This is a genomic window from Agromyces larvae, assembly GCF_022811705.1.
GTDB classification, from domain to species: domain Bacteria; phylum Actinomycetota; class Actinomycetes; order Actinomycetales; family Microbacteriaceae; genus Agromyces; species Agromyces larvae.
The window spans coordinates 1,834,524-1,847,756 of the sequence record NZ_CP094528.1; the positions used below are offsets into that span (position 1 = coordinate 1,834,524).

Consider the following 13,233-nt stretch of genomic DNA (forward strand, 5'->3'; position numbering starts at 1 on the left):
ATCGACCGGCACCGGCGCGGGCTGCACACGGGAGGTTAACCAAGAAGAGCCGCCCATCTCTGGGCGGCTCTTCTTGAAAGTATGTCCGGCGGTGTCCTACTCTCCCACAGGGTCGCCCCTGCAGTACCATCGGCGCTGTCAGTCTTAGCTTCCGGGTTCGGAATGTGTCCGGGCGTTTCCCTGACGCTATGGCCGCCGAAACTCTAGAACCAACGTGTCCTGTCCCGGGTGTTTCTCCGGGGGTGGGGGTTGGTGGTCTGTGTTTCGAACTGTGTGCACTGTTCGATTGTGTGTTGGGTTTCCGTCTGAAGGGAACCACAGAGTGGACGCGAGCAACCAGGAAATTCTTCGAACTGGGTGGTTGTCAAGTTGTTGGCTTATTAGTACCGGTCAGCTGCACAAGTCGTTAGTCCTTGCTTCCACATCCGGCCTATCAACCCAGTCGTCTACTGGGAGCCTCTCCCCCCGAAGGGGATGGAAATCTCATCTCGAGGCCGGCTTCCCGCTTAGATGCTTTCAGCGGTTATCCATCCCGAACGTAGCTAACCAGCGGTGCTCCTGGCGGAACAACTGGCACACCAGAGGTTCGTCCAACCCGGTCCTCTCGTACTAGGGTCAGATCCTCTCAAATTTCCTACGCGCGCAGCGGATAGGGACCGAACTGTCTCACGACGTTCTAAACCCAGCTCGCGTACCGCTTTAATGGGCGAACAGCCCAACCCTTGGGACCTACTCCAGCCCCAGGATGCGACGAGCCGACATCGAGGTGCCAAACCATGCCGTCGATATGGACTCTTGGGCAAGATCAGCCTGTTATCCCCGAGGTACCTTTTATCCGTTGAGCGACAGCGCTTCCACAAGCCACTGCCGGATCACTAGTCCCGACTTTCGTCCCTGCTCGACCTGTCAGTCTCACAGTCAAGCTCCCTTGTGCACTTACACTCGCCACCTGATTGCCAACCAGGTTGAGGGAACCTTTGGGCGCCTCCGTTACTTTTTGGGAGGCAACCGCCCCAGTTAAACTACCCACCAGGCACTGTCCCTGAACCGGATCACGGTTCGAAGTTAGACATCCAGAGTGACCAGAGTGGTATTTCAACAACGACTCCACGAACACTGGCGTGCCCGCTTCAAAGTCTCCCACCTATCCTACACAAGCCACACCGAACACCAATACCAAGCTGTAGTAAAGGTCACGGGGTCTTTCCGTCCTGCTGCGCGTAACGAGCATCTTTACTCGTAGTGCAATTTCGCCGAGTTCGCGGTTGAGACAGCTGGGAAGTCGTTACGCCATTCGTGCAGGTCGGAACTTACCCGACAAGGAATTTCGCTACCTTAGGATGGTTATAGTTACCACCGCCGTTTACTGGGGCTTAAATTCTCAGCTTCGCCTTGCGGCTAACCGGTCCTCTTAACCTTCCAGCACCGGGCAGGCGTCAGTCCGTATACATCGTCTTGCGACTTGGCACGGACCTGTGTTTTTAGTAAACAGTCGCTTCCCACTGGTCTCTGCGGCCACTCCACGCTTCCCCCAGCAAGTGGGTTCACGTTTCGGGCCCCCCTTCTCCCGAAGTTACGGGGGCATTTTGCCGAGTTCCTTAACCACGATTCTCTCGATCTCCTCGGTATTCTCTACCTGACCACCTGAGTCGGTTTGGGGTACGGGCGGCTGGAACCTCGCGTCGATGCTTTTCTCGGCAGCATAGGATCACCCACTTTTCATCCGCATCGCGTCTCAGCCATCATGAACCGCGGATTTGCCTACGGTTCGGCCTACACGCTTGCCCCGGGTCAACCATCGCCCGGGTTGGGCTACCTTCCTGCGTCACACCTGTTAATACGCTCACCGCACCAGACCGGGTCCCACGCTCCCCACCACGATGCCCCCCGAAGGGAACGGTGTGATGGTTCGGATGGTTAGCATTACTGGATTGGTGTGGGCGGTTCTTCGCCGGTACGGGAATATCAACCCGTTGTCCATCGACTACGCCTGTCGGCCTCGCCTTAGGTCCCGACTTACCCAGGGAAGATTAGCTTGACCCTGGAACCCTTGGTCTTCCGGAGGACGGGTTTCTCACCCGTCTTTCGCTACTCATGCCTGCATTCTCACTCGTGTGCCGTCCACGGCTGGATCACTCCGCCGCTTCACCCGGCACACGACGCTCTCCTACCGATCCGCACGACTGGACCACGAAGGCCTATCGATAATGCGAATCCCACGACTTCGGCGGTGTGCTTGAGCCCCGTTACATTGTCGGCGCGGAATCACTTGACCAGTGAGCTATTACGCACTCTTTCAAGGGTGGCTGCTTCTAAGCCAACCTCCTGGTTGTCTGTGCAACTCCACATCCTTTCCCACTTAGCACACGCTTAGGGGCCTTAGTCGGTGGTCTGGGTTGTTTCCCTCTCGACGATGAAGCTTATCCCCCACCGTCTCACTGCTGCGCTCTCACTTACCGGCATTCGGAGTTTGGCTGACGTCAGTAACCTGTTGGGGCCCATCGGCCATCCAGTAGCTCTACCTCCGGCAAGAAACACGCAACGCTGCACCTAAATGCATTTCGGAGAGAACCAGCTATCACGAAGTTTGATTGGCCTTTCACCCCTATCCACAGCTCATCCCCTCCATTTTCAACTGAAGTGGGTTCGGTCCTCCACGACGTCTTACCGTCGCTTCAACCTGGCCATGGATAGATCACTTCGCTTCGGGTCTAGGACCTGCGACTGAATCGCCCTATTCAGACTCGCTTTCGCTACGGCTACCCCACACGGGTTAACCTCGCCACAAATCACTAACTCGCAGGCTCATTCTTCAAAAGGCACGCCGTCACAGCTACAAGGCTGCTCCGACGGATTGTAAGCGAACGGTTTCAGGTACTATTTCACTCCCCTCCCGGGGTACTTTTCACCTTTCCCTCACGGTACTTGTCCGCTATCGGTCATCTGGGAGTATTTAGGCTTACCAGGTGGTCCTGGCAGATTCACACGGGATTTCTCGGGCCCCGTGCTACTTGGGATACCTCTCCGGGCGGCACGACATTTCGGCTACGGGACTCACACCCACTCCGGTCCGGCTTTCAATCCGGTTCGCCTATACCATGCACAATCACCGCGGCTGTCCGGCAGAACAGCCCGAAAGGTCCCACAACCCCGACCATGCAACCCCTGCCGGGTATCACACATGACCGGTTTGGCCTCTTCCGCTTTCGCTCGCCACTACTCACGGAATCACGGTTGTTTTCTCTTCCTGTGGGTACTGAGATGTTTCACTTCCCCACGTTCCCTCTACCCGCCCTATACATTCAGGCGGGAGTCACCAGGTCACCCAAAGGGCCTGGCGGGGTTTCCCCATTCGGAAATCCTCGGATCACAGCTCGTTTATCAACTCCCCGAGGCTTATCGCAGATTACGACGTCCTTCTTCGGCTCCAGATGCCAAGGCATCCACCGTTCGCTCTTAGAAACTTGAAACCACACATGAGTTCAAAGAAACCACCAACCCCCGAAAGGGCCGGCGGCGACCAATGAATAAGTCAACAACACCCTCCCCCCAAAGAGAGAAGATGCTGCAGAACAAATCCGAAACAACAACAAGGTTGTTTCTAAGATGCTCGCGTCCACTATGTAGTTCTCAACAGACGGCCAGAACCCCCACCCCACACCACCAACCGGTGATGCTTCATGAAGGCCTGAAGAAACCCGCCAACCCCGAAAGGTCGCGCCCGGTCCCTCAGGACCCAACAGCGTGCACGCACCGACCCCGCCCGCCCCGACCGTTCCAACCAACCCCGAAGGGCCGGCGTACTGAATCAACACGCTTGCGATCGATGCCTATGTCAATGTTCCACCCATGAGCACCCAGCAGGAACATTCGCCCTGCAATGGGCCTCCTGGAACCAGCAAGCTGGTCCAGTGCTCCTTAGAAAGGAGGTGATCCAGCCGCACCTTCCGGTACGGCTACCTTGTTACGACTTAGTCCTAATCACCGATCCCACCTTCGACGGCTCCCTCCACAAGGGTTGGGCCACCGGCTTCGGGTGTTACCGACTTTCATGACTTGACGGGCGGTGTGTACAAGGCCCGGGAACGTATTCACCGCAGCGTTGCTGATCTGCGATTACTAGCGACTCCGACTTCATGAGGTCGAGTTGCAGACCTCAATCCGAACTGAGACCGGCTTTTTGGGATTCGCTCCGCCTTACGACATCGCAGCCCTTTGTACCGGCCATTGTAGCATGCGTGAAGCCCAAGACATAAGGGGCATGATGATTTGACGTCATCCCCACCTTCCTCCGAGTTGACCCCGGCAGTCTCACATGAGTCCCCACCATTACGTGCTGGCAACATGCGACGAGGGTTGCGCTCGTTGCGGGACTTAACCCAACATCTCACGACACGAGCTGACGACAACCATGCACCACCTGTAACCGAGTGTCCAAAGAGTTCACCATTTCTGGCGCGTTCTCGGTCATGTCAAGCCTTGGTAAGGTTCTTCGCGTTGCATCGAATTAATCCGCATGCTCCGCCGCTTGTGCGGGCCCCCGTCAATTCCTTTGAGTTTTAGCCTTGCGGCCGTACTCCCCAGGCGGGGCGCTTAATGCGTTAGCTACGACACGGAAACCGTGGAAAGGTCCCCACATCTAGCGCCCAACGTTTACGGCGTGGACTACCAGGGTATCTAATCCTGTTCGCTCCCCACGCTTTCGCTCCTCAGCGTCAGTAAGTGCCCAGAGACCTGCCTTCGCCATCGGTGTTCCTCCTGATATCTGCGCATTCCACCGCTACACCAGGAATTCCAGTCTCCCCTACACCACTCAAGTCTGCCCGTACCCACTGCAGGCTAGAGGTTGAGCCTCTAGATTTCACAGCAGACGCGACAAACCGCCTACGAGCTCTTTACGCCCAATAATTCCGGACAACGCTCGGACCCTACGTATTACCGCGGCTGCTGGCACGTAGTTAGCCGGTCCTTTTTCTGCAAGTACCGTCAAGGCACAAGGCCCCTTCTTCCTTACTAAAAGAGGTTTACAACCCGAAGGCCGTCATCCCTCACGCGGCGTTGCTGCATCAGGCTTGCGCCCATTGTGCAATATTCCCCACTGCTGCCTCCCGTAGGAGTCTGGGCCGTGTCTCAGTCCCAGTGTGGCCGGTCACCCTCTCAGGCCGGCTACCCGTCGACGCCTTGGTGAGCCATTACCTCACCAACAAGCTGATAGGCCGCGAGTCCATCCCAGACCGAAAAAACTTTCCACCCCGAACCATGCGATCCAGGGTCATATCCGGTATTAGCTCCGATTTCTCGGGGTTATCCCAGAGTCCAGGGCAGGTTACTCACGTGTTACTCACCCGTTCGCCACTAATCCACCCCACAAGTGAGGCTTCATCGTTCGACTTGCATGTGTTAAGCACGCCGCCAGCGTTCGTCCTGAGCCAGGATCAAACTCTCCAAAAAAAATTCAATCACTGACAGAGAAACAACTGACTCTCGCCAAATTGTCCATCAATCAAAGGAATCCCACCCACCCCAAAAAGAGGCAGGCCAGGGTTCAAAAAATTGGCATTGAACATAGTGCACGCTGTTGAGTTCTCAAGAAACGGACGCACCGGGGTTTCAGCCTCTCGGCCTGCCCCCAGGGCAACCTGTCAACCATACCACCCGCTGCCGAGCAACTGGAACCGAAGTCCCGTTCCTCGCGGCTGTTTCACAGCCTCCCGAGACTGGTCGGAACCAGCCGGCTTCAGAACCGGATTCGGGATCGGAGTGGAGGTTCAATCTTAGGCTTGAAATCACCGAGTCGCAATGCTGCGCCTTCGAGGTTATTTGGCTAAGATCTTCGCTCGCTTGCTTGCCAGGAGCTTTTCGCTCTCTCGCTCGCCGCGGCGACATGGAATAAGTTACGCGGCGGTGCGGCATCCGGCCAAATCGGGCGTGCATCCCGGGCGTGTCGCATCCGCCGGGCACGCTCCGATCAGCCCGAGATCCCCGGAAACACGCGGGAGGCGGGGCATCCGATCGGATACTCCGCCTCCCGCGCTCGTCGAGTCGGCCGCCTGTCAGTCGACCTCGTCGGGGTGCGCGCTCACGCGACCCTCCCGCTCGAGCCCGGTGATGGCCGCCATCTCGGCCTCGTCGAGCGCGAAGTCGAAGACGTCGAAGTTCTCGGCCATCCGCGCGCGGCGGTTCGACTTCGGGAACAGGATGTGCCCGCGCTGCAGGTGCCACCGGATCACGACCTGCGCCGGCGTCTTGCCGTGCGCGGCAGCGGCCGCGGTGATCTCGGGCAGTTCGAGCAGCGGGTACTTGCCCTGGCCCAGCGGACCCCACGCCTCGATCGCGATGCCGTGCTCCGCAGCGAACGCGGCCGTGCCGGGCTGCTGGTGGTACGGGTGCAGCTCGATCTGGTCGACCGCCGGCACGACCTCGGTCTCGGCGAGCAGGCGCTCGAGATGGTGCGGCAGGAAGTTCGAGACGCCGATCGAACGCACGCGACCGGTCTCGCGCAGACGCTCGAAGCCCTTCCACGTCTCGACATAGCGGTCGCGCGCCGGACTCGGCCAGTGGATCAGGTAGAGGTCGACGTACTCGAGCCCCAGCCGCTCGAGGCTGCGCTCGAACGCGTCGGACACCGAGTCGAATCCGCCCTGGTCGTCGTTCCAGAGTTTCGTGGTGACGTACAGGTCCTCGCGGGGAACGCCCGATTCGGCGATCGCCCGGCCCACCCCCTCCTCGTTGCCGTAGATGCGGGCGGTGTCGAGATGGCGGTAGCCGACCTCGAGCGCGTCGGTCACGATGCGCCGGGTCTCGTCGGGGTCGACCTTGAACACCCCGAACCCGAGCTGCGGGATGGAGTGGCCGTCGTTGAGCTGCACGCGGGGAACGGTGGAATCGGTCATCCGCCCATCCCATCACGCGGGTCGCGGCATCCGACAGCCCGTTCGCAGTCCGCGATCACGCGACCGCGGCCGCCGTACGATGGAACGCTATGCCCGCCGCGATCCCCGTGATCTCCTACCCTCCCGAGCTGCCCGTCTCCGCGCAGCGGGAGGAGATCGCGCGCGCCGTCCGCGAGCACCAGGTGGTCATCGTCGCCGGTGCCACCGGGTCGGGCAAGACGACGCAGCTGCCGAAGATCTGCCTCGAGCTCGGGCGCACCTCGATCGCGCACACCCAGCCGCGCCGCATCGCGGCGCGCACCATCGCCGAGCGGGTCGCCGAGGAGCTCGGCAGCGAGGTCGGCGACCTCGTCGGCTACCAGGTGCGCTTCACCGACCGGGTGAGCGAGCAGACCGCCATCAAGGTGATGACCGACGGGATCCTGCTGAACGAGATCCACCGCGATCGCGAGCTGCGGCGGTACGACACGATCATCATCGACGAGGCGCACGAGCGCAGCCTCAACATCGACTTCCTGCTCGGGTATCTGAAGCGGCTGCTCCCCCGGCGGCCCGACCTCAAGGTGATCATCACGAGCGCGACCATCGACCCCGAGAGCTTCGCGAGGCATTTCGCGGATGCTTCGGAGCGGCCGGCTCCCGTGATCGAGGTGTCGGGGCGCACGTATCCGGTCGAGGTGCGGTACCGGCCGTTGGTCGCCGAGCGCGGCCCTTCGACGGGCTCAGGGACCGATGGCGACGACGATGAGGGCGCGGCCGAGGAGGATCGCGATGTGCAGCGGGGCATCCTCGACGCGCTCGACGAACTCGACCGCGAGGCGCCGGGCGACGTCCTCGTGTTCCTGAGCGGCGAGGGCGAGATCCGCGACGCCGAGCAGGCCGTACGCGCACACACGACCCGGCGCGGTGCGGCCGGGCTCACCGAGGTGCTGCCGCTCTACGGCCGGCTGAGCGCCGCCGACCAGCACCGCGTGTTCGAGCCGTCGAAGGTCGCCGGGGTGCGACGGCGGGTCGTGCTGGCGACCAACGTGGCGGAGACGAGCCTGACCGTGCCGGGCATCCGGTACGTGATCGACGCCGGCACCGCGCGCATCAGCCGCTACTCGGTGCGTTCGAAGGTGCAGCGCCTGCCGATCGAGCCCATCTCGCAGGCGTCGGCGAACCAGCGATCGGGGCGGTCGGGGCGCACGAGCGACGGCATCGCGATCCGGCTGTACTCCGAGGACGACTTCGATCGGCGGCCCGAGTTCACCGACCCCGAGATCCTGCGCACCAACCTGGCGGCGGTCATCCTGCAGATGGCGTCGCTCGGACTCGGCGCGGTCGAGGAGTTCCCGTTCCTCACGCCGCCCGACGCGCGCGGCGTGCGGGACGGGCTCGAGCTGCTGCGGGAGCTGGGGGCGCTGGAGGACGGGCTCCCTTCGACAGGCTCAGGGAGCTCCGCAGGCTCAGGGAGCTCGACAGGCTCAGGGAGCTCGACAGGCTCCGGGAGCTCCGCAGGCTCAGGGAGCTCGACAGGCTCAGGGAGCGAGGGGCCGCGGCTCACGCGGATCGGGCGGCAGCTCGCGCGACTGCCGATCGAGCCGCGCTTCGCACGCATGGTGCTCGAGTCGAAGGCGCAGGGCGTCAGCCGCGAGGTGCTCGCCATCGTCGCCGGGCTCACCATCCAGGATCCGCGCGAGCGTCCGCTCGAGCAGCGCGAGCAGGCGACCGCCGCGCACGCTCGGTTCGTCGACCCGACCAGCGACTTCCTCACCCTGCTGAACCTCTGGAACCACCTCGAGGAGCGCCAGCGCGAACTCTCGGGCAGCGCGTTCCGCCGGCTCTGCAAGGCCGAGTATCTGAACTACCTGCGGATCCGCGAGTGGCAGGACCTGTACCGCCAGCTCGTGCGGCTCGCGAAGCCGCTCGGGCTGCACGTGGCCGCTTCGACCGGCTCGGCGGGCGGGGTCGCGTCGAACCCCGACGGCATCCACCGAGCGCTGCTCGCGGGGCTGCTGTCGCAGCTCGGCATCCGCGACGACGCGCGTACCTCCTCGGGCCGCGGCGGGGCCGGGCAGGCCCGCGAGGCCGAGCGCAAGGGCCGCCGGCAGATCGCCGAGTTCCTGGGCGCGCGCGGTACCCGGTTCGCCGTGTTCCCGGGTTCGGCGCTCGCGAAGAAGCCGCCGCAGGCGCTCATGAGCGCCGAGCTCGTCGAGACCAGCCGCCTCTTCGCGCGGATGAACGCGGCGATCGACCCGGCGTGGGCCGAGCCGCTGGCCGGCCCGCTCGCCAAACGCTCGTTCAGCTCGCCGCGCTGGGAGCGCAAGCAGGGCGCCGCCGTCGCCGACGAGAAGGTCGTGCTGTTCGGCGTGCCGATCGTGCCGAAGCGGCGCATCCAGCTCGCCCGGGTCGACGCCGCGCTCGCGCGCGACCTGTTCGTCCGCCACGCGCTCGTCGAGGAGGACTGGGACTGGGGCACGCTCGACAAGCGGGTGTTCGCCTTCGTGCGGCGCAACCGCGACCTGCGCCGTGAGCTCGGCGAACTCGAGGAGCGGACGCGGCGGCGCGACATCCTGGTCGGCGACGAAGCGGTCGTCGCCTTCTACGACGCCCGCGTCCCGGCCGACGTCACCGACACGCGCTCGTTCGAGCGCTGGTGGCGCGGCGAGCAGCGCCGGCAGCCCGACCTGCTCACCATGACCGCCGCCGACCTGCTCGGCGAGGAGCCCGAGACCCGCGACGACGGGTTCCCCGACCGGTGGCGCCAGGGCGACCAGACCCTGAAGCTCGCCTACCGGTTCGAACCCGGCGCCGCCGACGACGGGGTGACGGTGATCGTGCCGCTCGTGCTGCTGCCGCGCCTGGACGCGACGGGCTTCGACTGGCAGGTGCCCGGGCTGCGCGACGAGCTCGTCACCGCGATGCTGCGCACCCTGCCGAAGGTGCTGCGGCGGCAGGTGGTTCCGGCCGCCGAGTGGGCGGCGAAGATCTCGGCCGAGCTCCCCGACGGCCCCGAGCGCGGCACCGCTCGCGAACCGTTCGCCGCGGTCGTCGCCGCCGTCATCAAGCGGCTCACGTTCGCCCCGGTCACGGCCGACGACTTCGACCTCGACCGGGTGCCGCCGCACCTGCGGGTGACGTTCCGCGCGGTCGACGATCGCGGCCGCACGGCCGGCAGCGACAAGGACCTCGCCGCGCTCCAGGCGCGGCTCGCGGATCGCGCAGGCAAGGCGGTCGCCGCGACCTTCGGCCGGTCGGATGCCGCGGCCGCGCGCCGCGACGGCGGGCGGCGCGGGCCCGTGGCATCCGACCTGCCCGACGACACCGGCGGGTTCGCCGAGGCGACCGGTCGCACCGCGTGGGAGTGGGACGCGCTGCCGGCGCACGTCGACACCCGGCGGGGCGGCAACGTGGTGCGCGCGTACCCGGCGATCGTCGACGACGGGGCATCCGTCTCGCTGCGGCTGCTGCCGACCGCCGAGGAGCGCGACCGCGCATCGCGACGCGGCGTCCGCCGGCTGCTCGTGCTCGCGACGCCCTCGCCGGTCGCCTACGTGCAGGAGCACCTCTCGAACGAGGAGAAGCTCGCCCTCGCGGCGAGCGCGTACGCCGGGCCGCGGGCACTGCTCGACGACGCCCTGCTCGCGGTCGTCGACGCCGAGCTGCGCGCCCGGCACCCCGACGGGCTGCTGCGCACCCGCGCGGAGTTCGACGCCGTGCGCGATGCCGTCGCGGCGGTCGTCATGGACCGCATGTTCGAGACCGCGGCGCTCGCGGCGCGCATCCTGAAGCTCGCCCGCGAAGCCGACAAAGCGATCTCGAAGGCCGCGAGCCTCACCCTCATGTCGCCGCTCGCCGACGCCCGCAGCCAACTCGAATCGCTGGTGCCCGCCGGATTCGTCTCGGCGACCGGCCTCGACCGGCTGCGGCACCTGCCGCGGTACCTCGAGGCGATCATCCTGCGCGTGCGCAAGCTGCAGGACGACCCCGGGCGCGACCGCCGCTCGCTCACCGAGGTCGAGGAGGCGACGAAGACGTTCGCCGATGCCGGCGGGCGCATCCCGATCGACCCCGACGCCGACCCGCGGCTCGTGCGGGTGCGCTGGATGCTCGAAGAGCTGCGCGTCTCGCTGTTCGCGCAGGAGCTGCGCACCGCGGAGGCGGTGTCGATCCAGCGCATCCGCAAGGCGCTCAGCTCGTGAACCGCGGCTCGTAGGCGGGCGCGATCTCGGCGAAGCGGGCATCCCACCAGGCGTCGTCGCGCTCGGCGTGCGCGATCGGGTCGTCGAGGTATCGGCCCAGCGCCTCGAGGTAGACGTGCCACCCGGGACCGTACTCGGGGTCGCTGATCCCGTCGTGGCGCAGCACGAGCCGGGTGCCGTCGCCATCGGGCACGAGCCGGACCTCGAGTCGGGTCTCGGGCTCGCCGCGGACCTGCCAGGTCGTGGTGAAGCCGCGCGGCGGATCGCACGCCCGCACGACCCCGACGCAGTAGACGTCGCCGCTGCTGCCGATCGCCTCCCACGTGCCGCCCACGCGGAACTCGCCGCGGTACGGCGCCATGAACCGGGCCAGCCGACCCGGGTCGGTGATCGCCTGCCAGAGATCGTCGACGTCGGTGGCGTAGCGCTCTTCGAGCTGCAGTCGCCAGGCGTCGCCGGCGCGTTCGATGCGGCAGTCGTCGGGGGTCATGGTCGCTCCTTCCCGGGGTGCGACGTCGTGGCCGCTCGTCTGCGGTCGCGCGCGCCGCGCGCGACCTCGGTGTGCAGCGCGTCGAGCGTGCGGCCCCACTGGACGCGGTACCGCTCGACGGCGGCGGCCGCGCGATCGACGCCGTCGTGATCGAGGGCGTACAGGCGACGCGCACCGGCCGGCCTCGCGTTCGCGAACCCCTGTTCGCGGAGGATGCGCAGGTGCCGAGATACCGCAGGCTGCGTGATGCCGAACTCGGCGCCGATGGCGTCGACCACGTCGCCGGCGGGACGCTCGCCGTCGGCGAGCAATTCGAGGATGCGCCGGCGTACCGGGTCGCCGAGGACGTCGAGTGCGTGCACGGCCCGATCGTATCTGTTTGCACGTATATTCGCCAGGGCTGATATCTTGACCGCCCGATAGACTCGACGATCGTGGGAGGGTACGGCGAACTGCTGAGGGTGCCGGGCGTCGCGCGGATCATCGCCGCACAGCTCACGGCACGATTCCCCTCGGGGATGCTCTCGCTCGCGTTCCTGCTGCACGTCGAACGGCAACTCGACTCGTACGGCGCCGCCGGGCTCGTGCTCGCCGCGACCTCGATCGGGCAGGCCGTCGCCGGCCCGCTCACGAGCCGGCTGATGGGGCGCCTCGGCATGCGGCCGGTGCTCATCACCACGCTCGTGATCTGCGCGACCTCGGTCGTCGCGATCGGCGTCATCCCGCCGAACCTTCCCGCATACATGGTGATCGGCCTCATCGGGGGCCTCGCGACCCCGCCCGTGCAGTCGGCGGTGCGCACGATCTACCCGAAGATGGTCAACTCGCGCCAGCTCACCCCCCTGTTCTCGCTCGACGCGTCGGCGCAGGAGATCATCTGGGTCGTCGGCCCCGTGGTCACCACGTTCGTGTCGACGCAGATCGGCACGATCTGGGGCATCCTGCTCGCAGCCGTGATGATGGTCGTCGGCGGCATCTGGTTCATCTCGTCGCCCGAGCTCGGGCGGGTGCGCATCCCCCGCTCGAAGCGCCGGCTGGGCGCGGTGCTCGCCCGGCCCGCGGTGCTGCTCGCGACCGTCGTCGGGTTCCTGATGATCGGCGCGTGCGCCGCCGTCGAAGCCGGCGTGGTCGCGGTGTTCGGCCACGACGGCGCCGAGGCCGGCATCGTGCTCGCGATCTTCTCCATCGGCAGCCTCGCCGGCGGCCTCCTGCTCGGCCACGTGCAGATCGGCCCGTGGGCGACCGCGCGGCGCATGCTCATCGTGTTCGTCGGCATGTCGCTCGCCGCCTTCGGCATGAACCTGCCGTGGCTGTCGGTCACGCTGCTGGTCGCCGGCATCGGCATCGCGCCCGCGCTCGCGGTGCTGTTCGCGATCGTGTCGGCGAGCGTGAAGTTCTCGGACACCGCCGAGGCGTACGGCTGGGTCGGCACCGGGCAGCTGATCGGCGCGGCCCTCGGGTCTGCGCTCGCGGGCTTCCTCATCGACGGCTACACCGCGGTCGGGGCGTTCTGGGCGGCGGCGGTGCTCGCCGGGCTCGCGACGCTGGCGGGCGTCATCGGGCGCCGGTGGCATCCCGACCTGCGCGGCCGCGACGCCTCGCCGATTCCCGACACCGAGCCGGTGCCGCTGACGCCCAGCTGATCCGACGAGCTGAACAGGACGGT

The 13,233-nt window shown here is 65.4% G+C and carries 5 protein-coding genes and 3 rRNA genes; 2 read left to right on the plus strand and 6 right to left on the minus strand.

Features of this window, described 5'->3' with window-relative positions; translation table 11 throughout:
• Positions 1-83: 83 nt before the first annotated feature.
• The 4 genes from rrf to MTO99_RS08760 form a co-directional block, all read right to left on the minus strand.
• Positions 84-200, minus strand: a 5S ribosomal RNA gene (gene rrf / locus MTO99_RS08745).
• 160 nt (positions 201-360) lie between these two features.
• Positions 361-3,470: ribosomal RNA gene (locus MTO99_RS08750) — 23S ribosomal RNA — on the minus strand.
• 452 nt (positions 3,471-3,922) lie between these two features.
• A 16S ribosomal RNA gene (locus MTO99_RS08755) occupies positions 3,923-5,451 on the minus strand.
• The 16S, 23S and 5S rRNA genes sit together here, the layout of an rRNA operon.
• 602 nt (positions 5,452-6,053) lie before the next feature.
• Entirely contained in the window at positions 6,054-6,893 is an 840-nt protein-coding gene (locus MTO99_RS08760; protein WP_243558448.1) for an aldo/keto reductase, read from the minus strand.
• A gap of 11 nt (positions 6,894-6,904) precedes the next feature.
• Here MTO99_RS08760 and hrpA point away from each other — a divergent pair, with 11 nt between their 5' ends.
• Positions 6,905-11,077, plus strand: a complete 4,173-nt coding sequence (gene hrpA / locus MTO99_RS08765; protein ID WP_256461052.1) for an ATP-dependent RNA helicase HrpA — start codon at positions 6,905-6,907, stop codon at positions 11,075-11,077.
• On the opposite strand, the gene MTO99_RS08770 is transcribed toward hrpA, so the two are convergent.
• Together MTO99_RS08770 and MTO99_RS08775 are read right to left on the minus strand one after the other, a co-directional pair.
• Positions 11,067-11,567, minus strand: coding sequence for an SRPBCC family protein (locus tag MTO99_RS08770; protein WP_243558451.1), 501 nt, complete (start codon positions 11,565-11,567; stop codon positions 11,067-11,069). The genes hrpA and MTO99_RS08770 overlap by 11 nt on opposite strands.
• Positions 11,564-11,929 carry an ArsR/SmtB family transcription factor gene (locus MTO99_RS08775; protein WP_243558453.1) on the minus strand — a complete coding sequence of 122 codons (366 nt, stop codon included), beginning with the start codon at positions 11,927-11,929 and terminating at the stop codon, positions 11,564-11,566. Before MTO99_RS08775 ends, MTO99_RS08770 begins: the two co-directional genes overlap by 4 nt.
• 72 nt (positions 11,930-12,001) lie before the next feature.
• Between MTO99_RS08775 and MTO99_RS08780 the strand changes: the two genes are divergently transcribed.
• Positions 12,002-13,210, plus strand: coding sequence for an MFS transporter (locus tag MTO99_RS08780; RefSeq protein ID WP_243558455.1), 1,209 nt, complete (start codon positions 12,002-12,004; stop codon positions 13,208-13,210).
• The last annotated feature ends 23 nt before the right edge of the window (positions 13,211-13,233 follow it).